Annotated in this window: 38 protein-coding genes; all 38 read left to right on the forward strand. The window is 33.5% G+C overall.

What is annotated here, in order from left to right:
* Positions 1-75 precede the first annotated feature (75 nt).
* The gene (gene rplC, locus BLV79_RS03635) at positions 76-756 is read left to right on the forward strand and encodes a 50S ribosomal protein L3 (protein ID WP_074716274.1); all 681 of its coding nucleotides are present in this window, start codon (positions 76-78) and stop codon (positions 754-756) included.
* 31 nt (positions 757-787) lie between these two features.
* On the forward strand, positions 788-1,408 hold the full coding sequence (rplD, locus tag BLV79_RS03640) for a 50S ribosomal protein L4 (protein WP_074716275.1): 621 nt from the start codon (positions 788-790) through the stop codon (positions 1,406-1,408).
* A complete protein-coding gene (rplW, locus tag BLV79_RS03645; protein ID WP_074716278.1) occupies positions 1,408-1,707 on the forward strand; it encodes a 50S ribosomal protein L23 in 300 nt (99 codons plus the stop codon). Before rplD ends, rplW begins: the two co-directional genes overlap by 1 nt.
* A 60-nt stretch (positions 1,708-1,767) precedes the next feature.
* A complete protein-coding gene (gene rplB, locus BLV79_RS03650; protein ID WP_074716280.1) occupies positions 1,768-2,610 on the forward strand; it encodes a 50S ribosomal protein L2 in 843 nt (280 codons plus the stop codon).
* A gap of 16 nt (positions 2,611-2,626) precedes the next feature.
* Positions 2,627-2,911: a 30S ribosomal protein S19 gene (gene rpsS, locus BLV79_RS03655; RefSeq protein WP_074716282.1), complete on the forward strand. Its 285-nt coding sequence runs from the start codon at positions 2,627-2,629 to the stop codon at positions 2,909-2,911.
* Between the two features lie 27 nt (positions 2,912-2,938).
* Positions 2,939-3,325 carry a 50S ribosomal protein L22 gene (gene rplV, locus BLV79_RS03660; RefSeq protein WP_022749243.1) on the forward strand — a complete coding sequence of 129 codons (387 nt, stop codon included), beginning with the start codon at positions 2,939-2,941 and terminating at the stop codon, positions 3,323-3,325.
* 11 nt (positions 3,326-3,336) lie between these two features.
* On the forward strand, positions 3,337-3,993 hold the full coding sequence (gene rpsC / locus BLV79_RS03665) for a 30S ribosomal protein S3 (RefSeq protein ID WP_074716283.1): 657 nt from the start codon (positions 3,337-3,339) through the stop codon (positions 3,991-3,993).
* Between the two features lie 2 nt (positions 3,994-3,995).
* Entirely contained in the window at positions 3,996-4,433 is a 438-nt protein-coding gene (gene rplP / locus BLV79_RS03670; protein WP_074716286.1) for a 50S ribosomal protein L16, read from the forward strand.
* Complete coding sequence (rpmC, locus tag BLV79_RS03675) at positions 4,423-4,629, forward strand: 50S ribosomal protein L29 (RefSeq protein ID WP_074716288.1); 207 nt, start codon at positions 4,423-4,425, stop codon at positions 4,627-4,629. Before rplP ends, rpmC begins: the two co-directional genes overlap by 11 nt.
* A gap of 30 nt (positions 4,630-4,659) precedes the next feature.
* Positions 4,660-4,917, forward strand: coding sequence for a 30S ribosomal protein S17 (gene rpsQ / locus BLV79_RS03680; protein WP_022749237.1), 258 nt, complete (start codon positions 4,660-4,662; stop codon positions 4,915-4,917).
* A gap of 18 nt (positions 4,918-4,935) precedes the next feature.
* Positions 4,936-5,304, forward strand: coding sequence for a 50S ribosomal protein L14 (gene rplN / locus BLV79_RS03685; protein ID WP_022749236.1), 369 nt, complete (start codon positions 4,936-4,938; stop codon positions 5,302-5,304).
* A 13-nt stretch (positions 5,305-5,317) separates the two neighbouring features.
* Entirely contained in the window at positions 5,318-5,665 is a 348-nt protein-coding gene (rplX, locus tag BLV79_RS03690; RefSeq protein WP_074716290.1) for a 50S ribosomal protein L24, read from the forward strand.
* A 26-nt stretch (positions 5,666-5,691) separates the two neighbouring features.
* Positions 5,692-6,231, forward strand: coding sequence for a 50S ribosomal protein L5 (gene rplE, locus BLV79_RS03695; RefSeq protein ID WP_022749233.1), 540 nt, complete (start codon positions 5,692-5,694; stop codon positions 6,229-6,231).
* A gap of 16 nt (positions 6,232-6,247) precedes the next feature.
* Positions 6,248-6,433, forward strand: coding sequence for a type Z 30S ribosomal protein S14 (locus tag BLV79_RS03700; RefSeq protein WP_074716292.1), 186 nt, complete (start codon positions 6,248-6,250; stop codon positions 6,431-6,433).
* A 116-nt stretch (positions 6,434-6,549) separates the two neighbouring features.
* Positions 6,550-6,951: a 30S ribosomal protein S8 gene (gene rpsH, locus BLV79_RS03705; protein ID WP_022749230.1), complete on the forward strand. Its 402-nt coding sequence runs from the start codon at positions 6,550-6,552 to the stop codon at positions 6,949-6,951.
* A 175-nt stretch (positions 6,952-7,126) separates the two neighbouring features.
* On the forward strand, positions 7,127-7,666 hold the full coding sequence (rplF, locus tag BLV79_RS03710) for a 50S ribosomal protein L6 (protein ID WP_074716294.1): 540 nt from the start codon (positions 7,127-7,129) through the stop codon (positions 7,664-7,666).
* Between the two features lie 20 nt (positions 7,667-7,686).
* Positions 7,687-8,055: a 50S ribosomal protein L18 gene (rplR, locus tag BLV79_RS03715; protein ID WP_074716295.1), complete on the forward strand. Its 369-nt coding sequence runs from the start codon at positions 7,687-7,689 to the stop codon at positions 8,053-8,055.
* Positions 8,056-8,121: 66 nt separating this feature from the next.
* A complete protein-coding gene (rpsE, locus tag BLV79_RS03720; RefSeq protein WP_074716297.1) occupies positions 8,122-8,631 on the forward strand; it encodes a 30S ribosomal protein S5 in 510 nt (169 codons plus the stop codon).
* A gap of 14 nt (positions 8,632-8,645) precedes the next feature.
* A complete protein-coding gene (rpmD, locus tag BLV79_RS03725; RefSeq protein ID WP_074716299.1) occupies positions 8,646-8,831 on the forward strand; it encodes a 50S ribosomal protein L30 in 186 nt (61 codons plus the stop codon).
* Between the two features lie 29 nt (positions 8,832-8,860).
* A complete protein-coding gene (rplO, locus tag BLV79_RS03730; protein ID WP_074716301.1) occupies positions 8,861-9,301 on the forward strand; it encodes a 50S ribosomal protein L15 in 441 nt (146 codons plus the stop codon).
* Positions 9,301-10,623, forward strand: coding sequence for a preprotein translocase subunit SecY (gene secY, locus BLV79_RS03735; RefSeq protein ID WP_074716303.1), 1,323 nt, complete (start codon positions 9,301-9,303; stop codon positions 10,621-10,623). Before rplO ends, secY begins: the two co-directional genes overlap by 1 nt.
* A gap of 107 nt (positions 10,624-10,730) precedes the next feature.
* The gene (locus BLV79_RS03740; RefSeq protein ID WP_074716304.1) at positions 10,731-11,378 is read left to right on the forward strand and encodes an adenylate kinase; all 648 of its coding nucleotides are present in this window, start codon (positions 10,731-10,733) and stop codon (positions 11,376-11,378) included.
* The gene (gene map / locus BLV79_RS03745) at positions 11,378-12,166 is read left to right on the forward strand and encodes a type I methionyl aminopeptidase (protein ID WP_074716306.1); all 789 of its coding nucleotides are present in this window, start codon (positions 11,378-11,380) and stop codon (positions 12,164-12,166) included. The genes BLV79_RS03740 and map overlap by 1 nt, the downstream gene beginning before the upstream one ends.
* 51 nt (positions 12,167-12,217) lie before the next feature.
* A complete protein-coding gene (gene infA / locus BLV79_RS03750) occupies positions 12,218-12,436 on the forward strand; it encodes a translation initiation factor IF-1 (protein WP_074716308.1) in 219 nt (72 codons plus the stop codon).
* Positions 12,437-12,544: 108 nt separating this feature from the next.
* Positions 12,545-12,658, forward strand: a complete 114-nt coding sequence (rpmJ, locus tag BLV79_RS03755) for a 50S ribosomal protein L36 (RefSeq protein WP_022749217.1) — start codon at positions 12,545-12,547, stop codon at positions 12,656-12,658.
* 348 nt (positions 12,659-13,006) lie between these two features.
* Positions 13,007-13,375 carry a 30S ribosomal protein S13 gene (rpsM, locus tag BLV79_RS03760; RefSeq protein WP_074716309.1) on the forward strand — a complete coding sequence of 123 codons (369 nt, stop codon included), beginning with the start codon at positions 13,007-13,009 and terminating at the stop codon, positions 13,373-13,375.
* Between the two features lie 80 nt (positions 13,376-13,455).
* Positions 13,456-13,851, forward strand: a complete 396-nt coding sequence (gene rpsK, locus BLV79_RS03765) for a 30S ribosomal protein S11 (protein ID WP_022749214.1) — start codon at positions 13,456-13,458, stop codon at positions 13,849-13,851.
* 18 nt (positions 13,852-13,869) lie between these two features.
* Complete coding sequence (gene rpsD / locus BLV79_RS03770; RefSeq protein WP_074716311.1) at positions 13,870-14,460, forward strand: 30S ribosomal protein S4; 591 nt, start codon at positions 13,870-13,872, stop codon at positions 14,458-14,460.
* 52 nt (positions 14,461-14,512) lie between these two features.
* On the forward strand, positions 14,513-15,472 hold the full coding sequence (locus BLV79_RS03775; protein ID WP_074716312.1) for a DNA-directed RNA polymerase subunit alpha: 960 nt from the start codon (positions 14,513-14,515) through the stop codon (positions 15,470-15,472).
* A 192-nt stretch (positions 15,473-15,664) separates the two neighbouring features.
* Positions 15,665-16,186: a bL17 family ribosomal protein gene (locus BLV79_RS03780; RefSeq protein WP_074716314.1), complete on the forward strand. Its 522-nt coding sequence runs from the start codon at positions 15,665-15,667 to the stop codon at positions 16,184-16,186.
* Positions 16,187-16,321: 135 nt separating this feature from the next.
* On the forward strand, positions 16,322-16,465 hold the full coding sequence (locus BLV79_RS12710) for a hypothetical protein (protein WP_159429323.1): 144 nt from the start codon (positions 16,322-16,324) through the stop codon (positions 16,463-16,465).
* A gap of 342 nt (positions 16,466-16,807) precedes the next feature.
* A complete protein-coding gene (gene mgtE / locus BLV79_RS03785; protein WP_074716317.1) occupies positions 16,808-18,226 on the forward strand; it encodes a magnesium transporter in 1,419 nt (472 codons plus the stop codon).
* 93 nt (positions 18,227-18,319) lie between these two features.
* Positions 18,320-19,534 carry a YibE/F family protein gene (locus BLV79_RS03790; RefSeq protein ID WP_074716319.1) on the forward strand — a complete coding sequence of 405 codons (1,215 nt, stop codon included), beginning with the start codon at positions 18,320-18,322 and terminating at the stop codon, positions 19,532-19,534.
* Complete coding sequence (locus BLV79_RS03795; protein WP_074716321.1) at positions 19,531-20,331, forward strand: YibE/F family protein; 801 nt, start codon at positions 19,531-19,533, stop codon at positions 20,329-20,331. Before BLV79_RS03790 ends, BLV79_RS03795 begins: the two co-directional genes overlap by 4 nt.
* Before the next feature lie 265 nt (positions 20,332-20,596).
* Positions 20,597-21,442 carry a Rossmann-like and DUF2520 domain-containing protein gene (locus tag BLV79_RS03800; RefSeq protein ID WP_074716323.1) on the forward strand — a complete coding sequence of 282 codons (846 nt, stop codon included), beginning with the start codon at positions 20,597-20,599 and terminating at the stop codon, positions 21,440-21,442.
* 13 nt (positions 21,443-21,455) lie between these two features.
* A complete protein-coding gene (gene panB / locus BLV79_RS03805) occupies positions 21,456-22,358 on the forward strand; it encodes a 3-methyl-2-oxobutanoate hydroxymethyltransferase (protein ID WP_083354431.1) in 903 nt (300 codons plus the stop codon).
* Positions 22,359-22,373: 15 nt separating this feature from the next.
* Positions 22,374-23,240 carry a pantoate--beta-alanine ligase gene (panC, locus tag BLV79_RS03810; RefSeq protein ID WP_074716325.1) on the forward strand — a complete coding sequence of 289 codons (867 nt, stop codon included), beginning with the start codon at positions 22,374-22,376 and terminating at the stop codon, positions 23,238-23,240.
* Between the two features lie 104 nt (positions 23,241-23,344).
* A complete protein-coding gene (panD, locus tag BLV79_RS03815; RefSeq protein WP_074716326.1) occupies positions 23,345-23,737 on the forward strand; it encodes an aspartate 1-decarboxylase in 393 nt (130 codons plus the stop codon).
* Positions 23,738-23,801: the final 64 nt, after the last annotated feature.

Consider the following 23,801-nt stretch of genomic DNA (forward strand, 5'->3'; position numbering starts at 1 on the left):
GATGAACGGGTCCGCTACTTATTTATTCATTAATAAGCAAGAAGCGTTCCGCTGTAGAAAACAGGAGGTAAAGAAATGAAGAAAGCGATTTTAGCAACAAAAGTCGGTATGACACAGATCTTCAATGCTGATGGCGTATTAGTACCAGTTACAGTATTACAAGCTGGTCCTTGTGTAGTAACACAGGTTAAAACTGTTGAAAATGATGGTTATAGCGCTGTTCAGGTAGGATTTGCTGACAAAGTAGCAAAAGTTGTAAGCAAAGATGCTAATGGAAACAAGAAAGTTGGTCATAGACATGGCCTTAACAAAGCTCAGATGGGACATTTTGAAAAAGCAGGTGTTTCAGGAAAGAGATTTGTAAAAGAATTCAAATTTGAAAATGCAGATGAGTACAAATTAGCAGATGAAATTAAAGCTGACATCTTCGCAGAAGGCGACAAGATTGATGCAACAGCAATTTCAAAAGGTAAAGGATTCCAAGGTGCAATTAAGAGATTAGGACAGCACAGAGGACCTATGGCTCACGGTTCTAAATTCCACCGTCACCAGGGTTCAAACGGTTCTTGTTCAACACCAAGTAGAGTATTCAAAGGAAAAGGAATGCCAGGACACATGGGTAGCGTAAAAGTTACAATTCAGAATCTTGAAGTTGTAAGAGTTGACGCTGAGAACAATTTACTTTTAGTAAAAGGTGCTGTACCAGGAGCTAAAAAGTCACTTATCACTATTAAAGAGACTTGCAAGGTTAAATAAGCACTTGAATTAAGAAAGGAGGAACTTTACGATGGCTAAAGTAGCTGTTTATAATATGGAAGGCGCTGAAGTTGAATCAATGGAATTAAATGATTCAGTATTCGGTGTAGAAATAAATGAACACTTAGTTCACATGGCTGTACTTCAACAGCTTGCAAATAATCGCCAGGGAACACAGAAAGCAAAAACACGTTCTGAAGTTCGTGGAGGCGGAAGAAAACCATGGAGACAAAAAGGAACAGGTCATGCAAGACAGGGTTCTACAAGAGCTCCACAATGGACAGGTGGTGGAATGGTATTCGCTCCAACACCAAGAGATTACTCTTTCAAAATCAATAAAAAAGAGAAGAGAATCGCTTTAAAATCAGTTTTAACATCAAAAGTTTCAGAAGAAAAATTTGTTGTTGTTGATGAATTAAAATTAGATGAAATTAAAACAAAGAAATTTGTTGAAGTTTTAAATAACCTTAAAACACAAAAAGCTTTAGTTGTATTAGATGAAATGAACGCAAACGTTATTGCATCTGCAAAAAACATCTATACAGTTAAAACTGCTCAGGTTAACGAGCTTAATGTATACGATGTATTGAAATATGATACAGTTATCGTAACTAAAGCTGCTGTAAAGAATATCGAGGAGGTATATGCATAATGGCTGATATTAAATACTATGATGTAATCCTCAAACCAGTAGTAACTGAAAAAAGTATGGAAGCTATGGCTGAGAAAAAATATACTTTCTTAGTTCATCCAGAAGCTACTAAAACTATGATTAAACATGCAGTTGAGGAAATGTTCGAAGGCGTTAAAGTTTCTAAAGTAAACACAATGAACTGTGCAGGAAAGAAAAAACGTCGTGGAATGGTAATCGGTAAAACTGCAAAAACTAAAAAAGCTATCGTAACTCTTACAGCAGAAAGCGCTGACATTGAACTTTTCGCTGAAGCATAAGAGATAGCTGAGTAGAATATGCACAGAAAAGTGCGATAAAAAATCGAAAGGAGAAAGCGAATGGGAATTAAAACATATAACCCATATACACCTTCTAGAAGAAATATGACTGGCTCAGATTTCGCAGAGATTACAAAAACAACTCCTGAGAAATCATTATTAGCACCATTACAGAAACATGCTGGTCGTAATAATCAAGGTAAAATTACAGTTAGACACCACGGTGGTGGAAACAGAAGAAAATATAGATTAATCGATTTCAAAAGAAATATTGATGGTATTCCAGCAAAAGTTGTTGGTATCGAATACGATCCAAACAGAACTTCAAACATTGCGTTAATCGTATATGCTGATGGTAGAAAATCATACATCTTAGCTCCACAGGGACTTACAGATGGAATGGTAGTTATGAGTGGTCCAGAAGCTGAAGTTCGTGTTGGTAACTGCTTACCACTTGAAAATATTCCAGTAGGTACACAAATTCATAATATCGAAATTATGCCAGGTAGAGGTGGACAATTAGTTCGTTCTGCAGGTAATGCAGCTCAGTTAATGGCTAAAGAAGGAAAATATGCAACATTACGTCTTCCTTCAGGAGAAATGAGATTAGTACCAATCACATGTCGTGCTACAATCGGTGTTGTAGGTAATGCTGATCATAACCTTGTAAATATCGGTAAAGCTGGTCGTAAACGTCACATGGGTATTCGTCCTACAGTTCGTGGATCTGTTATGAACCCTAATGACCATCCACACGGTGGTGGTGAAGGTAAAGCTCCAGTTGGACGTTCAGGACCAATGACTCCTTGGGGTAAACCAGCTCTTGGATTGAAGACAAGAAAGAAAAATAAACATTCTAACAAACTTATCATAAGAAGAAGAGATGGTAAGGCAATCAAATAATTAGGAGGTTATTATAATGGCACGTTCACTTAAAAAAGGACCATTTGCTGACGAAAGCTTATTAAAAAAAGTTGATGCGATGAACGCTTCTGGCGACCAACAGGTAATTAAAACTTGGTCACGTCGTTCAACTATTTTCCCATCTTTCGTTGGACACACAATTGCTGTTCATGATGGTAGAAAACATGTACCTGTATATATTACAGAAGATATGGTTGGACATAAACTTGGTGAGTTCGTAGCAACAAGAACTTACAGAGGTCATGGAGCGGATGAAAAGAAATCTGCAGTAGGCAGATAGTAAGATTACTGAAAGGAGGTTCTAACCATGGCAAGAGGACATAGATCACAAATTAAAAGAGATAGAAATGCAGTTAAAGACAACAGACCTTCAGCTAAGTTATCTTACGCAAGAGTATCTGTTCAGAAAGCATGTTTCGTTTTAGATGCTATTCGTGGCAAAGACGTACAAACAGCTCTTGGTATTGTAATGTACAATCCAAGATATGCTTCAAGTCTTGTAGAAAAATTATTAAGATCAGCTATTGCAAACGCTGTTAACAATAATGGAATGAGAGAAGAGAACCTTGTAGTAGCTGAATGCTATGCTAACAAGGGACCAACAATGAAGAGAATCAAACCTAGAGCACAAGGAAGAGCTTATAGAATCGAAAAAAGAATGAGCCACATCACAATTGTGCTAGATGAAAGATAGGAGGAGAATTCATGGGACAGAAAGTTAATCCTCATGGCTTAAGAGTCGGCGTAATCAAAGACTGGAACTCAAAATGGTATGCAGACAAAGATTTCGCTGATTACTTAGTAGAAGATCATGAAATCAGAACTTTTTTGAAAAATAAGTTATACGCAGCTGGTGTTTCAAAAATTGATATTGAAAGATCATCTGATCGTGTAAAAGTTATCATTTATACAGCTAGACCAGGTGTTGTAATCGGTAAGGGCGGAGCTGAGATTGAGAAAGTTAAAGCAGAAGTTCAGAAATTAACATCTAAGAAATTAGTTATCGATATTAAAGAAGTAAAAAGACCAGATAAAGATGCTCAGTTAGTAGCTGAGAACATTGCATTACAGTTAGAGAACCGTGTTTCTTTCCGTAGAGCAATGAAATCTTGTATGGGTAGAGCAATGAAATCAGGTGCTAAGGGTATCAAAACAACATGTTCTGGACGTCTTGGCGGAGCTGATATGGCTCGTACAGAAAGTTACAGTGATGGAACTATTCCACTTCAGACATTAAGAGCTGATATTGATTATGGATTCGCTGAAGCAGATACAACTTATGGTAAAGTTGGTGTTAAAGTTTGGATCTATAAAGGAGAGGTACTTCCTACAAAAGCTAATAAGGAAGGAGGAGCTAAATAATTATGTTAATGCCAAAGAGAGTAAAACATCGTAAACAGTTCCGTGGTTCTATGGCTGGTAAAGCTACAAGAGGTAACAAAATCACTTATGGTGAATATGGTATCGTAGCATTAGATCCATGTTGGATCAAATCTAATCAGATTGAAGCAGCCCGTGTAGCTATGACAAGATACGTTAAACGTGGTGGTAAAGTTTGGATCAAAATTTTCCCGGAAAAACCTGTAACACGTAAACCTATGGGTGTTCGTATGGGTAAAGGTAAAGGATCCCTTGAGTACTGGGTAGCAGTAGTTAAACCAGGAAGAGTATTATTTGAGATCGCAGGTGTACCTGAAGACGTTGCTAAAGAAGCTTTACGTCTTGCTACACACAAATTACCTTGCAGATGTAAGATAGTTTCTCGTGCAGATTTAGAAGGCGGTGAATCAAATGAAAAATAATTATATTAATGAATTAAAAGCACAGTCTGTTGAGGATTTACAGGCTAAGCTTGTAGAAGCAAAAAAAGAACTTTTCAATTTGAGATTCCAGAATGCAACAAATCAGTTAACAAACACAGCAAGAATTAAACTTGTAAGAAGAGATATTGCAAGAATTCAAACTGTTATTACTGAAAAATCAAGAGTTGCAGAGTAATCGATATCCTACAGAAAGGAGATTTATATCGTGGAAGGAAGAAATCTTAGAAAAACACGTATTGGTGTTGTTGTAAGTGATAAGATGAACAAAACAATTACTGTTGCCGTTCTTAACAACGAAAGACATCCACTTTACAACAAAATCGTTAAAAAGACATATAAATTAAAAGCACATGATGAATTAAACGATGCTAAAATCGGTGATAAAGTAAAAGTAATGGAAACAAGACCTCTATCAAAAGATAAGAGATGGAGACTTGTAGAAGTAATAGAAAGAGCAAAATAATCAAAGGAGGCTACAAGCATGGTACAGCAGGAAAGTAGACTCAAAGTCGCTGATAATACAGGAGCAAAAGAGTTACTTGTTATCCGCGTTATGGGTGGATCTACTAGAAGATATGCGAACATTGGTGATGTTATCGTTGCTACAGTTAAAGATGCAACACCAGGTGGCGTTGTAAAAAAAGGTGACGTTGTTAAAGCCGTTGTTGTTCGTACAGTAAAAGGTGCCCGTCGTAAAGATGGTTCATATATTAAATTTGATGAAAACGCAGCAGTTATTCTTAAAGATGACAATACTCCAAGAGGAACTCGTATTTTTGGACCAGTAGCTCGTGAGCTTCGTGAGAAACAGTTTATGAGAATTGTTTCTTTAGCTCCAGAAGTATTATAGGAGGTACTTACAGATGGCTAGCATGAAAATTAAAAAAGGCGATAATGTTGTTGTAATCGCTGGTAGATATAAAGATCAAGAAGGCAAAGTTATTGCTGTTAACAAAAAAGATAATTCACTTATTGTTGAAGGTGTTAACATGGTTACAAAACATGCTAAACCTAGCATGGCTAATCAACAAGGTGGTATTATCCAAAAAGAAGGCAAAATCGATGCTTCAAATGTAATGCTTATGCACAATGGCGTACGTACAAGAGTTGGTTTTAGAGTAGAAGACGGTAAAAAAGTTCGTTTCGCAAAAAAAACTGGCGATGTAATTGATACAGTCATTGACAAGAAAAAAGTAAGAGAATCTAAATAATTACTGGAGAGAGGAGGAAAATTCAGTTGAGTAGACTTAAAGAACAATACGATAACGAGATCAAAGACGCAATGGTCAAAAAATTTGGTTATAAGAATGTGATGGAGATTCCAAAACTTTCTAAAATCGTTGTAAATATGGGTGTTGGAGAAGCTAAAGAAAATAGTAAGGTTCTCGACGCTGCCGTTAAAGATATGGAAACAATCACTGGACAGAAAGTTGTTAAGACAAAAGCTAAAAACGCTATTGCTAACTTTAAGATCCGTGAAGGTATGCCAATTGGATGTAAAGTTACATTACGTGGAGAAAAAATGTATGAGTTTGCAGATCGTTTAATCAATCTTGCATTACCACGTGTACGTGACTTTAGAGGTGTTAATCCTAACGCATTCGATGGTCGTGGAAATTATGCTCTTGGTATTAAAGAACAGATTATTTTCCCAGAAATCGAGTATGATAAAGTTGATAAAGTTAGAGGTATGGATATTATCTTCGTAACTACAGCTAAAACAGATGAAGAAGCACGTGAATTATTGACATTATTCAATATGCCATTTGCTAAATAAGTAGGAGGGAATTTTAATGGCTAAGAAATCAATGAAAATCAAACAGCAACGTCCAGCAAAATTCTCTACTAGAGAATACACACGTTGTAGAATTTGTGGTCGTCCACATTCAGTATTAAAGAAATACGGAATTTGCAGAGTTTGCTTCCGTGAATTAGCTTACAAAGGAGAAATCCCAGGAGTAAGAAAAGCTTCTTGGTAATTTTCTAAAGGTAGGTAGATGAAATCCTAGGTAGGTGGTGAGGGAATAATTTCCCGAGCCATAGACAGGATTGTAATGATATTAATTTTACTCTCAAGAAGGAGGAAACCTAAAGCATGGTAACAAGTGATCCAATCGCAGATATGCTTACAAGAATTCGTAATGCAAACACTGCTAAACACGATACAGTAGATATCCCAGCTTCTAAAACAAAAGTTTCAATTGCTAACATTCTTGTTGATGAAGGATGGGTAGAAAAATACGAGATTGTTGAAGATGGAAATTTCAAAAACATCCGTGTTACATTAAAATATAGCGCAGATAAAAGTGAAAGAATTATCACTGGATTAAAGAGAATTTCTAAACCAGGTTTAAGAGTATATACTGGTAAAAACGAAATCCCTAGAGTACTTGATGGACTAGGAACAGCTATCCTTTCAACAAATCAGGGAATCATTACTGACAGAGAAGCTAGAAAGCTTCAAGTTGGTGGAGAAGTATTAGCATTTGTATGGTAGTATTTCGTGGCGTGAATCATTAGATTTATGCTTAAGTCTTTAGGTTATGGGCTAAGGACGCTATTTAGTCTTATGACTAAAATGAACTCTAAAAGTATAAACCAATCTTGTTAGGTTGGACATACTATATAAATCAAAGATGATATTTCATCAATACAAAATAGGAGGTACGGGCATGTCACGTATAGGAAGAATGCCAATCGCAATTCCAGCAGGTGTAACTGTTGATATTGCAGAAAATAATCATGTGACTGTAAAAGGTCCTAAAGGAACTCTTGAAAGAACACTTTCTTCTGAAATGAAAATTGCTATTGAAGAAGACAAAGTTGTTGTTACTAGACCTAATGATTTAAAGAAAATGAAATCATTACACGGTTTGACAAGAACATTAATTAACAACATGGTTGTTGGTGTAACAGAAGGTTATACAAAAACTCTTGAAGTTAATGGTGTTGGTTATAGAGCATCTAAATCTGGAAAGAAATTAACATTAAACTTAGGATATTCACATCCAGTTGAAATGATCGATCCAGAAGGTCTTGAAGCAGTAGTTGAAGACAATAAAATTATCGTAAAAGGTATCGATAAAGAACGCGTTGGCCAGTACGCTGCTGAAATCAGAGATAAAAGAAGACCAGAACCTTACAAAGGTAAAGGTATTAAATATGCTGATGAAGTTATTAGACGTAAAGTTGGTAAGACTGGTAAGAAATAATTAGAAGGAGTGGACAAGTAATGGTTAGTAAAAAATCAAGAACACAGGTTCGTGAAAAGAAACATAAAAGAATGCGTAATCATCTTGCAGGTACTGCAGAACGTCCACGTTTAGCAGTATTCAGAAGCAATCAACATATGTATGCTCAGATTATTGACGATACTGTTGGACATACACTTGTTTCTGCATCTACTCTTAATAAAGACGTGAAAGCAGAACTTGAGTTTACAAATAACGTTGATGCAGCTGCTAAACTTGGTACAGTTATTGCAAAAAAAGCTTTAGACAAAAACATCAAAGAAGTTGTTTTTGATAGAGGCGGATTTATTTACCAAGGTAAAGTTAAAGCTTTAGCTGAAGCAGCAAGAGAAGCTGGATTAGAGTTCTAGAAATTTCTAGACTCTCCGCTTTCTGCTTAAAAAGTAGAAAGATTCAAAATTTTAGGAGGAAATAACATGAAACGTGAAATCATTGATGCAAGTCAATTAGAATTAGTTGACAACGTTGTTGACATCAAACGTGTAACAAAGGTTGTTAAAGGTGGACGTAACATGCGTTTCACAGCTCTCGTTGTTGTTGGCGATAAGAATGGTCATGTTGGTGCTGGTCTTGGAAAAGCAGCTGAAATTCCTGAAGCTATTCGTAAAGGAAGAGAAGATGCTATCAAGAGCTTAATCAACGTTAAATTAGACGATAACAAGAGTGTTACTCATGATGTAACAGGAAAATATACAGGTGCTTCTGTTTTATTAAAGAAGTCTCCTGAAGGTACTGGTATCATCGCTGGTGGTCCAGCACGTAGTGTGTGCGAATTAGCAGGTATCGAAAACATTCGTACAAAATCATTAGGATCAAACAATAAGCAAAACGTAGTACTTGCTACAATTGAAGCTTTAAGACAGTTAAAATCCCCAGAAGAAGTTGCTAGACTTCGTGGTAAATCTGTTGAAGAAATCTTGGGTTAAGGAGGAATTGAATAATGGCAGATAAGAAAGTAAAAGTTACACTTATTAAGTCCACAATTGGTGCAGTTCCTAAGAACAAGAAAACAATCGAAGCTTTGGGATTAACAAAATTAAACAAAACTGTTGAGTTGCCAGATAACGCAGCTACACAGGGAGCTATTCGTAAAGTAGCACCATACGTGAAAGTAGAAGAAGCATAATTTAGTTTTATAAAGAAGGAGGTGCAATTATGGATTTATCAAGTTTAAAAGCAGCTGCTGGATCAAGACAAAGCAGTAATTTTAGAAAAGGTCGTGGACATGGTTCAGGCAATGGTAAAACAGCTGGTAAAGGACATAAAGGTCAGAAAGCTCGTTCAGGAGCACCAAGACCAGGTTTTGAAGGTGGACAAATGCCTTTATACAGACGTTTACCAAAGAGAGGTTTCACTAATAGAAACTCTAAAGACATCGTTGCAATTAACATTAGCGTATTAGAGAGATTTGATAATGATGCAACAGTTTCAGTTGCAACATTAATTGAATGTGGTATCGTTAAGAATCCAAGAGATGGCGTTAAGATCTTAGGTAACGGCGAATTTACTAAAAAACTTACTGTTCAAGCTGATGCATTCAGCGCAAGCGCTAAAGAGAAAATCGAAGCACTTGGTGGAAAAGCTGAGGTGATCTAATGCTAGAAACAGTCCGTAATGCATTTAAAATTAAAGATATTCGTAAGAAATTAATATATACTTTTTTTATGCTTATAGTCATCAGAATAGGAAGTCAGCTTCCTATTCCTGGTGTTAATGGCAGAGTATTCTCGGAGTGGTTTAAGAACCAGACATCAGATGGATTGGGATTTTTTAATGCAATTACTGGCGGATCGTTTTTAAATATGTCGGTATTCGCACTGAATATCACACCATATATCACAGCTTCTATCATTATTCAATTATTGACTGTAGCTATTCCACAATTGGAAAAGATGCAAGAAGATGGTGAAGATGGTAGAAAGAAAATTGTTGCGCTTACCAGATATTTAACTGTTGTTTTAGGCCTAGTACAGTCTATAGCAATGGTTGTAAGTTTTTATCGTGGCAATTACTTAAATACACAATTACCTACAGCACTTAACATTGTTATGGTAGTTTCTGTGTTAACAGCAGGTTCCGTTATTTTAATGTGGATCGGCGAACAAATTACTGAGAAGGGTATAGGAAATGGTATTTCTATTGTTTTAACAATCAATATTATTTCTAGAATGCCAGAAGATATTGGTTCATTATGGACACAGTTTATTTCTGGCAAAAAAATACCAAAAGCAACATTAGCAGCATTCATTATTGCAGCTATTATCATTGCAATGGTATGGTTCGTAGTTTTACTTCAAGGAGCAGAAAGAAGAATTCCTGTTCAGTATTCAAAGAAAATACAAGGAAGAAAACAAGTTGGCGGACAGCATACAAATATTCCTTTAAAAGTAAATACAGCTGGTGTTATTCCAGTAATCTTTGCTCAATCATTGTTGCAAACACCTGTAATTATTGCAAGTGTTCTTGGAAAAGATAAAGGAACAGGTATTGGAGCAAAAATTCTTAATACATTATCACAGTCAAACTGGTGTAAAGCAGAGCATCCTGAATATAACATTGGTTTAGCTATATATATTGTATTAATTATAGCATTTGCATATTTCTATACACAGATTACATTTAATCCATTAGAAATTGCAAACAACATGAAACGTTCTGGTGGATTTATTCCAGGTATTAGACCAGGAAAATCTACTAGTGATTATTTGAATACAATTTTAAATTACGTTGTTTTTATTGGAGCTATCGGATTAGCGATTGTTGCATTTGTACCAATCTTCTTTAATGGAGTTTTCGGAGCTCAAGTTTCATTTGGTGGAACATCTATTATCATCATCGTAGGTGTTATCATTGAAACAGTTAAACAGGTTGAGTCACAAATGTTAGTGCGCTACTACAAAGGTTTCTTAAGCGACTAATTTAAATGCACAATTGGAGATACTGGCTTAGCCGTATCTCCTTTCGTGCAATAAACTATAAAAGCATATATTGGATTATACTGAGTCAGTGTAAAAGGAGAAAAATGATGAAAATTATTATGTTAGGAGCTCCTGGAGCAGGAAAGGGAACTCAAGCAAAACAGATTTCTACAAAATATGAAATTCCTCATATCTCAACAGGAGATATTTTCCGTGCTAACATAAAAAATGGTACAGATTTAGGAAAAAAAGCTAAAGAGTACATGGATAAAGGTGCGTTAGTGCCAGATGAATTAACATGTGATTTAGTTATGGATAGAATTCAGCAGGAAGATTGTAAAAATGGATTTATTTTGGATGGTTTTCCAAGAACAATACCTCAGGCAGAAGCACTTGAGAATGCTTTAACTGCAGCTCAACAGACAATGGATTATGCTATAAATGTTGATGTTCCAGATGAAAATATCATCAAGAGAATGGGTGGTAGAAGAGCTTGCTTAAATTGTGGAGCAACATATCACGTTGAATTTAATCCAACTAAAGTAGAAGGCGTATGTGATTCATGTGGTAGTGAAATTGTTTTAAGAGAAGATGATAAGCCAGAAACTGTAAAAAACAGATTAAATGTTTATCATAATCAGACACAGCCATTAATTGATTTTTATAATAAAAAAGGTATCTTAAAAACAGTCGATGGAACACAAAGCTTAGATAAAGTTTTTGAAGATATAGTTACAATTTTAGGTGATAGATAATGAGTATTACGATTAAATCTGAACGTGAAATTGACATCATGCGTAAAGCAGGTGAGATTTTAGCTAATGTACATCAGAAATTAGCAAAAGAAATTCAGGTGGGTATGTCTACTTATGAAATCGATCAAATAGGAGAAGATCTTATTAGAGAATATGGATGTATTCCTTCTTTTAAAAATTATCAAGGATATCCAGCTTCGATTTGTATATCAATAAATGATGAAGTTGTACATGGAATTCCTTCACAAAAGAGGATTGTTAAAGAGGGAGATATAATAAGTTTAGATGCCGGAGTAATATATAAAGGATATCATTCGGATGCTGCAAGAACAGTTGGTGTTGGAAAAATATCACAAAGTGCTGACAAATTAATAAAAGTTACTAGACAAAGCTTTTTTGAAGGTATGAAAAAAGCTAAAGCTGGTAATTATTTGAGTGATGTTTCAAATGCAATTGGTGGATATGCAGAAGGTATGGGATATGGAGTTGTCCGCAGTTTTGTGGGACATGGAATAGGAACAAGTTTACATCAGGAACCAGAAATTCCCAATTTTGTGGTTGCTAATAGGGGACCTTTATTAAGAAAAGGAATGACATTAGCAATAGAACCAATGATTAACGAAGGAACACATAAAGTCGATGTATGTAGTAATGGTTGGACAGCAGTTACTTCTGATATGAAGAATTCTGCGCATTATGAAAATACAGTGCTAATTACAGATGGTAAACCTGAGATTTTAACTCTAACAGAAGAAGAAAAAGAAAATGGTTTTTTAGAACTATTTTAAATAAATAATTAACTAAAATCAATAAATCAATTGACACAGGAGGATAAAGTAATGTCTAAAGCAGATGTAATTGAAGTTGAAGGAGTTGTAGTTGAAAAACTACCAAATGCATTTTTTAAAGTCGAATTAGAGAATGGCCATCAAATTATGGCTACTATCAGTGGTAAATTAAGAATGAACTTCATCAGAATTTTACCTGGAGATAAGGTAACTATAGAGATGTCTCCATATGATTTGACAAAAGGTAGAATTATTTGGAGAGATAAATAAAATAGTATTGACTTTCAAAGTGTTTAAAGTTATAATATAAAACGGACACTTTTGGAAAGTATTCCTCAATCGATTTGAGGAAGCTTGATAGAGAAAGGAGGATTTGCTGTGAAGGTAAGATCATCAGTTAAACCTATTTGCGAAAAATGCAAAGTCATCAAAAGAAAAGGAAGAGTCAGAATTATCTGCGAAAATCCAAAACACAAACAGAGACAGGGCTAATCAAATATATTAACCCTGTTATTTGTGCATAAAGTAATTCTTTTGAAATCAGTAAATCACTGATTATTATGATTATGTGCGGCTGCAGCGCATTAATAGTGTGCTGTTCATAATAAACAGTAGTGTCATCCTACTGTATCTAGTCTATAATACCGAGTAGATATAGATAAAAATTGGTGTCAAGTAAGTCTTAGACTGAAAGAAAATATGGAATACTCATTGGTGTACACACATTTCAGGACGTGCAACCGTAGCTGTGCAGGAGTGAGGTTCGGGCGAGAGTATATTTTGTTGCAAGTATACTATGTAGGATATAAAAAAGAGAAAAATATGGAGGTGTAAACACACATGGCTCGTATTGCAGGTGTAGATTTACCAAGAGAAAAACGTGTTGAAATCGGTTTAACATACATTTACGGTATTGGTAGAGTAAGTTCAAATCGTATTCTTGAAGCAGCTGGTGTAGATCCTAGCACTCGTGTTAGAGATTTAACAGATGAAGAAGTTAAGAAAATCAGTTCAGTTATCGATGAAACTCAAACTGTAGAAGGTGATTTAAAGAGAGAAATCGCTCTTAACATTAAGAGATTACAAGAAATCGGATGCTACAGAGGAATTCGTCATAGAAAAGGACTTCCAGTTCGTGGTCAGAAAACAAAGACTAATGCAAGAACAAGAAAAGGTCCAAAGAGAACTGTTGCAAACAAGAAAAAATAATTAAAAGATAACAATGTAAATACTGAGTGCAAGAGATGCGCTTAGATCATAAATTTGAGAGAAAGTAGGTTAGTTTTAAAATGGCTAAGAACGTTGCAAAGAAAACAACTAAAAAGCGTGTAAAGAAAAACGTTGAACGCGGACAAGCACATATTCAGTCATCTTTCAATAACACAATCGTTACAATTACAGATGCTGAAGGTAATGCTTTATCATGGGCAAGTGCTGGTGGTCTAGGATTTAGAGGTTCAAAGAAATCTACTCCATATGCTGCACAGATGGCAGCTGAAACAGCAACAAAGGCAGCTTTAATTCACGGATTAAAGACTGTAGACGTTATGGTTAAAGGACCAGGATCAGGAAGAGAAGCAGCAATTCGTGCGCTTTCTGCATGTGGTCTTGAAGTTACAAGCATTAAAGATGTAACTCCAGTACCTCACAATGGTTGTCGTCCACCAAAACGTAGAAGAGTCTAATAGGAGGTATAGATTAAGATGGCAGTTAATAAAGTACCTGTACTTAAAAGATGCAGATCTCTTGGTTTAGAGCCAAGTTACTTAGGATATGATAAAAAATCAAAAAGAAATTTAAAAAGAGGTAGAAAAATCTCTGAATATGGACTTCAGTTAAGAGAAAAACAGAAAGCTAAGTTCATCTATGGTGTATTAGAGAAACCTTTCCACAACTATTATGAAAGAGCTGATAGAATGAAAGGTATCACTGGTTCAAACCTTATGACTATTTTAGAGTCTAGACTTGATAATGTAATCTTCAGACTTGGTTTTGCAAGAACTAGAAGAGAAGCTAGACAGCTTGTAGGTCATAAATTCGTTACAGTAAACGGAAAATTAGTAAACATCCCTTCATACCTTGTAAAAGCTGGTGATGTTGTAGAAATTAGAGAAGCTAGAAAAAATTCTCAGAGAATGAAAGACGTAGTTGAAGTTGCTGGTGGAAGATTAGTACCAGAATGGTTAGATGTTGATGCAGAAAAATTACAGGGAACTGTAAAGAATTTACCAACACGTGAACAGATCGATGTTCCAGTAGACGAAATGCTTATCGTCGAGTTATATTCTAAATAATGATTAGTATTAAGTAAATTAGCAACGATACCCGAGAAGGAGGGACTTTGTAGTGTTCGATTTTGAAAAACCAAAAATTGAAATCGCTGAAATATCAGATGATAAAAAATATGGCAGATTTGTTGTTGAGCCATTAGAAAGAGGTTATGGTACAACACTTGGTAATTCTTTAAGAAGAATTATGCTTTCTTCATTACCAGGAGCAGCTGTCAGCCAGGTTAAGATCGAAGGTGTTTTACATGAGTTCAGTTCAATTCCAGGTGTTAAGGAAGATGTTACTGAGATCATCATGAATATCAAGAATCTTGCAATTAAAAATACCAGTTCTACAAATGAACCAAAAGTTGCTTATATTGAATTCGAAGGTGAAGGCGTTGTTACCGCAGCTGATATTCAGGTTGATTCTGATATCGAAATAATGAACCCGGATTTAGTAATAGCTCACTTAAACGGTGGCGCTGAAAGCAAATTATACATGGAGCTTACTATAACTAAAGGTAGAGGTTATGTAAGTGCAGATAAGAATAAAACAGATGATACTCCAATCGGTGTAATTGCTGTTGATTCTATCTATACTCCGGTAGAGCGTGTAAATCTTTCAATAGAGAATACTCGTGTTGGTCAGGTTACAGATTTTGATAAGCTCACTTTAGATGTTTATACTAACGGAACACTTGAGCCTGATGAAGCAGTTAGTTTAGCTGCAAAAGTTCTTAGCGAACACTTAAATTTATTCATCGATTTATCAGATGCTGCACAGCAAGCAGAAGTAATGGTTGAAAAAGAAAGCGATGCTAAAGAACAGGTTCTTGTTATGAATATTGATGAATTAGAACTTTCTGTTCGTTCATACAACTGTTTAAAGAGAGCAGGTATCAACACTGTTGAAGAACTAATTAATAAAACACCTGATGATATGATGAAGGTTCGTAACCTTGGTCGTAAATCATTAGAAGAAGTTTTAGCTAAATTAAAAGAGCTAGGACTTGAATTAAATCATGGAGTTGAATAAACTCTTATAGTAATGTAACTAAAAATAACTCATTAATAGGCAGAAACAGTAAGACCATTTGGCATGGAGTATGTCTATAGTCATGAGTGGCACTTGGAGAGTTCTATGAAATGAAACTCTTCATTATATAGCTTGCACTTTTAGTAAGTCCATAAGGGCATAGAAATGTAAGTACCACAGGAGGAAAAATAAATGGCTAAATATCGTAAATTAAGCAGAACTTCTAGTCAGAGAAAAGCTTTATTAAGAGGACAGGTAACAGCTCTTTTAGCTAATGGTAAAATCGTTACAACAGAAGCAAAAGCTAAAGAAGTTCGTAAAATTGCTGAAAGATTAATTGCAAAAGCAGTTAAAGAAAAAGATAACTATGAAGAAATCGTTGTAAAAGCAAAAGTTCCATGCAGAGACGAGAACGGAAAAAGAATTAAAGAAGTTGTTGATGGAAAGAAAGTAGCACGTTATGATCTTGTAGATAAAACTATTAAAAAAGATTTACCTTCAAGATATCATGTTAGAAAAGAAATCAATAAAGTTTTATATACAGTAACTGAAGGAACTAAAAAGAAAGATAGACATAAAGTTGATCTTTGCGATAAATTATTCGGAGAATATGCTGAGAAATATGCTACACGTAATGGTGGATATACTCGTATCGTTAAGATTGGCCAACGTAAAGGTGACGGAGCTTTAGAAGTTATTCTTGAGTTAGTTTAATCGGTATAAATTGGACTATGTGTAATACTGATGTTGCACATAGTTCTTTTTTTATTTAAAATTTACAATTTTAGTATCATATGTTACAATTGTAGTGAAATGATCAAAAAAAGAGATAAAGCATAAAGTCAAAAAATGAAAAGTGAGGTGAGACAAATGGAAAGTGGCGATAATGGAGGGAGTAAGTCGATTTATTCTTCTGGAAATGAGGCTGAGGGACCCGGTATTAAGTATATAAATAAATTTGAAGTTTGTCTGACCGTATATAAATATCTATAATAGTTACTTTTTATTTTTAAATAGTATTTTTACATTAAATATATATGTCGAAGGCAATAATTTCATATTTTTCATATTTCTTAATCCTTTCATTTTCTTTTCTAGAATGAGACTTATAACACATGTTTAAGAATTTAAAAGATAATTAAAAAATAATTCAAGTTTTATATGGTGTTTTTTTAGGACTATACAAAGGAATGTTAATGTATTTTGAGACTAACATATCTGAATTCAGATACATCATATTGAAACTTGGTGTTTTGGTGCGCAAAAATAAATATGTGTTATCCTTCTGTTCTACCTATTAGACAAAAATAGCTTTAGACAGAAAGAGAGGAAGAAATGACAAGTGTTAATGAGGTTTTAAAAGATAATGATAAAGTTAAAATTAATTATCAAGATGAAATAATAGCTTTAGTTAGAAGTAAAAGCTCTCCAAAAGTTGTAAAGGATAAATTGTCAGAATATCATGCAAGTGATATTGCGGATGTAATTGAAGTCTGTACGCTTAAAGAGAGAGAGCTAATTTATAGAATACTAGATATGCAAAGTTTAGCAGATGTATTTGAATATCTTGAAAATGCAAGTGAATTATTAGAAGAAATTGATATTCAAAAAGCAGCTAGAATTCTAGAATTGGTTGATGCAGACGATGCGGTTGATATTTTAAAGGATGCAGATCCAAAAATGCGAAAAGCATGGTTGAGTCTTATGAATAAAGAACATTTGAAAACGATTAATGTTTTTTATTCATACGAAGAAGATGAAATAGGTAGTAGGATGTCTACAAATTTTGTCACATTATATTGTAATTTATCAATCAAAGAAGCTATGACATCCATTATTAAACAAGCTAAAAGTCATGATAATATATCTAATATATTTGTTTTGGATGAAAATGGTGTTTATTATGGAACAATCAGTTTGAATGAATTAATTATTGCGCGTGAAAATGATGAATTATTAGATATCATTTCGACGTCATATCCTTATGTTTATTCAGATGAAAAGATAGATGATTGTATTGAAAACTTGAAAGATTATTCAGAAAAATCAATACCAGTTTTATCAGATGAAAACAAGGTATTAGGTGTAATTACTGCCCAGGATTTGATTGAAGTTGTAGATGATGAGATGGGTGAAGATTATGCTAAATTAGCTGGTTTAACTGCGGAAGAAGATTTAAAAGAGCCAATTTTTGAAAGTGTAAGAAAAAGATTACCATGGTTAGTGCTTTTATTAGGTTTAGGATTGGTTGTATCAAGTGTTGTAGGTTTATTTGAGGCTGTTGTATCACAGCTTACGATGATAATATGTTTCCAATCTTTAATACTAGACATGTCAGGAAACGTTGGTACACAATCATTGGCTGTTACAATTAGAGTGTTAATGGATGCACAACTCACAGGGAAAAAACAGTTAAGTTTGATATTAAAGGAAATGAAAGTAGGCTTATTGAATGGTTTATTGTTAGGCTCACTTTCGTTTGTCGGAATAGGACTTTATATAGCATTGTTTAAGCATTCGCCAGCAGTTACGGCGTTCTCAATATCAGCTTGTATTGGAACAGCGTTACTTTTGGCAATGGTGATTTCAAGTTTAGTTGGAACAATTATTCCTATTGTGTTTAAAAAAATTGGAGTAGATCCAGCTGTTGCGTCAGGTCCATTAATAACAACTGTTAACGATTTAGTAGCTGTTGTGACATATTATGGATTAACATGGATTTTTATTATTGATATTATGCATATTACGTGTTAATAAGATATTTGATAAAAAAGTCATGCCTAATAATAAGCAAATAAATATAAAATAACTATTTAAAAGACATTATGAATATGGAAGGTTAAAGTAATGTTAATAGCAACAAATAGAAAAGCAATTTTAAGAAAAGTCTTAATATATATAGCATTTATTATGATAGCTGTTTTTTTGGTAAAAAACGATTATGCGTTATATGAAAAACCAATTGGTACGATAATTGAAGCTAGTACTAAACAAACAAATAAGAATCACAAAGAAGAAATTGAAAAAAAATATGAACAAAATTTAAAAGTCAAAATAAGAAACACAAAGGATAAAGGTAAAATTATTAAGATAAAAAATGATTTTTCTTATTCACGATTTCAATGTTCTGAATATAAAAAAGGGCAAGATGTATTTTTACATATGACAGAAGGTAGTGTTTCAAAAGTTTCAATTACTCAAGTAAAATTGGATTATGTAACAGTTGGACTTATTATAATATTTTTGATGTTCTTATTTGCTTTGATGAATACAACAGGTATATTGATAATGTTGTCATTGGTGGCTAATAGTATTGTGTTTGTATTTGGATTAAAAGGATTTGCAAGTGGAAAAAATTTGATGTTATTAACTATTATTATGACGTTGTTGTTTATAATATGTACAATAGTTATATTAAATGGATTTTCCAGAAAATCAATTGGAACTGTATTGTCATCGGTTTTAACGGTTATAATTGTTGCAATAATTTATGCAATAGCGTATATGAATTCACCTAAACCTAGTTTTGAATACATTCCGTATACAATTGGATTTGAGGACTTAGAGACTTTGTACCATGCGTCATTGGTATTTGGAATCTTAGGAGCGGTAACGGATGTTGCGATAACAATAAATTCAGCAACATGTGAGATTATTAATGTTTCTAAAAAAATAAATTTAAAAAAATTAATTAGTTCAATTAGAGAAATTGCGTATGACATAATGGGAACAATGATAAGTGTCGTTTTTTTTAGTTTTATTTGTGGTGAAATACCATTGTATGTGCTAAAAATGAAAAATGGTTTTTCTTTTTTAGAGATTATGCGTAATGGCGAAGAATTTGAGATAATTCGATTTTTGGTAGGTGCAATCGGAATTGTTATGGCAATTCCGGTGTCTGCATTTGTTGCAGTTTTGGTGAATTTAAAAAAATACAAAGAAATTGCTGTTGGTACTGTTAAGATTGATGAAGAAAATAATAGAGTAGATAATAAAGTAGATAATAAAAAAACCAATCAAGTAGATAATACTATAAATCATAGTAAGGAGGAAGAAAAATGATAATGATAATTTTAGGTGTTTTCCTCTTTATTATGATGTCAGCAATTGGTGGAGAAAGAGGAATTGCATCAGTTTTTTCAGTTTTTGGAAATATTGCATTATTAGTAGTGTTTTTATATTTGTTAGCTTGGGGCTACAATATTTATGCTGTTACTTTGGTGTGTGGATTAGCTTTTTTATTAATAACGTTATTTGCTCAAAATGGTTTGAACTTCAAGACAATGGCAGCTTTTGTATCTATCTTGATAATAATGGTTTTGTTGGGAATAATTGGTACATTTGCAATAAATATGTTCAATATTGGTGGATTTGGTGAGCTATATACACTTGATGAAGATATGGCTTTTTTAAATAATCGTATTGGAATTAACGCAAATGGTCTATTGGTTAGCTCTTGTTTTTTAGGAGGAATTGGAGCAATATGTGATACAGCATTATCAGTTGCTACTGTAGAATATGAAGTTTTTTCTAATAATAAAAATATATCGGAAAACAAGCTTATAGAAGCAGGAAGCAAAATAGGAAAAGATATTCTTGGTACAACAATTAATACATTATTATTTGCAGAAGTAGGAGACGCATTTTTTGTATGGATTATTTTTGTGAGAAGACATTATGATTTTGTTGAATTAATAAATTCTAAATCATTCCTACAAAACATTTTGATGCTTGTAGTTGCTAATATAGGATGTTTAACAATAATTCCTCTGTCAGCATTTTTGACAGCTAAAATGTTAAGTAAGAAAGGTATTCAAAAGCAGGAAAGTCAAAAAATCAGTAATCAAAAAAAGAATTAAAGAAAAAGACTGTAAAGAAATAGGAAATAGCAAAATAAATAAAAGTAAATTTAATGAAAATTCGACTAAATTAGAGAATTATTCAAAAATCTATTTACAATATTTATTGTAAGTGCTATATTAGATTGCGGATGGTATTCGAAAAGAAACTATACCGTAATTGATAAGATGTTTTTTAAATTAAGGGTAGAGTAGACTAAGTGACGAAGCTTGCATCATTTTTATGAGTGGGACTTGTATCACCTTCAGAAAGGAAGGTGGTGTCATGAAAGTTGGTATTATAGGAGCAGGAAAAGTAGGTTGTTCTTTAGGAATGCTACTTAACCTGCAATATAACAATGTACTGGGCTTTTATAGTAGGAGCCTGCAGTCCTCAAAAGAGGCTGCCCAATTTACCAAAACAAAACAATATTTTGAATTAGAAGAGTTAGTAGAAGAAAGTGATACAATATTTTTGACAGTGCCAGATGATGTAATTGAGGAGGTTTGGAATTGTCTAAAAAGGTTTCCAATAAAAGGGAAAATGATTTGCCATTGTAGTGGCTCTTTGTCGTCAACAATCTTTTCAAATATTGAAGATACCGGAGCGTACGGGTTTTCAATTCATCCATTATTAGCAATATCTGATAGATATTCATCGTATAAAGAACTTCCAAAAGCTATATTTACAATTGAAGGAAATAAAGAAAAAATAGAGAATATTTCATCATTATTTGAAAAAATTGGTATCAAAGTAGAAACAATTAGTTCAGAAGTAAAAATGAAATATCATGCAGCAGCTGTTATGAGCTCAAATTTAGTTGTGGCATTAATAGAAAGTGCTCAGAATCAGTTAGTTAAATGCGGATTTTCTCAGCAGTCGGCATGTGCTGCTTTAGAACCATTGATTAGGGGAAATGTAGAAAAAGTATTAAAAAATGGTACTATAAATGCTTTGACAGGGCCTATTGAGAGAAATGACATTGGAACTGTACAAAAACATATGTCAGTTATTGATGGAATTGATAAAAAAATATATGATATTTTATCAATTAAAACATTAGAAATCGCTAAATATAAACATCCAGAGAATGATTATAGTAAAATGGAAGAATTTTTAAAAGAGATTTAAAGGAGAATGGGAAATGAAAAACACAGTAACAACACTTCAGAACATGAAAAAAGAAGGAAAAAAAATCAGCATGTTAACATGCTACGATTACACTACAGCTTGTTTAATGGATGAGGCTGGAATTAACGGAATTTTAGTTGGAGATTCATTAGGAATGACAATGATGGGATATGAAGATACTTTGCCAGTAACAGTTGAAGATATTATACATCATACAGCAAGCGTTTCAAGGGGATTAAAAAATACATTCTTAGTTGCTGATATGCCATTTATGTCGTACCAGACTTCCGTATATGATGCAGTAAAAAATGCAGGAAGATTGATTAAAGAGGGACATGCTCAAGCCGTAAAATTAGAAGGTGGCGCTTCAGTTTGCAAGCAGATTGAGGCAATAGTCAAAGCCGATATTCCTGTTGTTGCGCATATAGGATTAACTCCACAATCAATTAATGCATTCGGAGGATTTAAAGTTCAAGGAAAAAATATAGATAGAGCAAAACAGCTTTTAGAGGATGCGAAAGCAGTTGAAGAAGCTGGAGCTTTTATGGTAACTCTAGAATGCGTTCCAGAAAGATTAGCAACATTAATTTCAAAAGAATTAACAATTCCAACAATTGGTATTGGTGCTGGAAATGGTTGCGATGGTCAGATTTTAGTGTATCAGGATATGTTAAACATGTTCTCTGGTTTTAAACCAAAATTTGTAAAACATTTTGCAAATATTGGGGAAGAAATGAAGAGAGCATTTAAAGACTATGATCAAGAAGTAAAATCATTAGCATTTCCAGCAGAGGAGAATAATTTTAAAATAGATGATCAGGTAATTGAAGCGCTTGAAAAAGAGTGTGAAAATAAGAATAAAGAAATTGAAGTTATAATTAATAATAAATTAAATTCAGATGAAGTTAATGCATAAAGGAGAAGGAAAGAAATGATAATTGCAAAAGAAATCAGTAAAGTTAAAGAAAATGTTAGAGAGTGGAAAAAACAAGGCTTATCAATCGGCCTAGTTCCTACAATGGGCTATTTACACGAAGGACATGCAAGTTTAATAAAAAAAGCAAGAGAAGAGAATGATAGAGTGATTGTTTCTGATTTTGTTAACCCAATTCAATTTGGACCCAAAGAAGATTTGGCAACTTATCCAAGAGATTTTGATGCGGATTGTAGATTATGTGAGTCAATTGGAGCAGATTTAATTTTTAATCCAGAACCATGTGAAATGTACGAAGATGACTTTCATTCATATGTTGGAGTAAATACATTGTCAGAGGGATTATGTGGAAAAAGTAGACCAATACATTTCAATGGTGTGTGTACAGTTGTAACAAAATTATTCAATATTACAGAAGCTGACAGAGCTTATTTTGGACAAAAAGATGCACAACAGCTTGCAATTGTTAGAAGAATGGTAAGGGATTTAAATTACAATATTCAAATCGTTGGTTGCCCAATTATCAGAGAAGCGGATGGTTTAGCTAAGAGCTCTAGAAATACATACTTATCAGAGAATGAAAGACAAAAAGCTACAATTTTACATAAGGCACTCGAGCAAGGCGAAAAAATGGTTAGAGATGGCGAGACTGATGCAAATAAAATTGTAAAAACAGTTAGAGACATTATTGAATCAGAACCACTTGCAAAAGTTGATTACGTAGAAATTGTTGATTGGAATGAATTGCAAAAAGTAGATAAGATTGATGGACCAATATTAATGGCTGTTGCAGTTTATATTGGAAAAGTTAGACTTATTGATAATTTCATAGTTGAAAATTCAATAGTTATCGAAATGGTTTAATTAAGAAATTAATATTAAATTATAAAAACGATAAATATTGAAGAAGTCATATATATTTTAAAATAATTATAATCAGATTTAATTTTTTTGGAGGAAGTCTTGTAATGAATCTTACAATGTTAAAAGGAAAAATACATAGAGCAGTAGTAACTCAGGCAGCATTAGATTATGTTGGAAGCATCACAATAGATGCTGATTTATTAGATGCCGCAGGGATAAATGAATATGAATTGGTACACATTGCAGATGTTGAGAATGGAAATCGTTTTGAAACATATACAATAGCAGGCGAAAGAGGAAGCGGAATGATTTGTCTTAATGGAGCAGCAGCAAGGGAAGTCCAGGTAAATGATCATGTTATCATTATGTGCTATGCATCTGTAGATGAAAAAGAAGTAAAAGATCACAAGCCACAGGTGGTGTTTGTGGATGAAAAGAATCATATTTCTAGAAAAACATGCTATGAGAAGCATGGTAGATTAGAAGATATGGAATAGGAATAATTAAAAACCATATATAATAAAAAATATAAAAAATTAGGAATATACAATTATATAGTTT

Source organism: Lachnobacterium bovis DSM 14045 (assembly GCF_900107245.1).
Taxonomy (GTDB): domain Bacteria; phylum Bacillota; class Clostridia; order Lachnospirales; family Lachnospiraceae; genus Roseburia; species Roseburia bovis.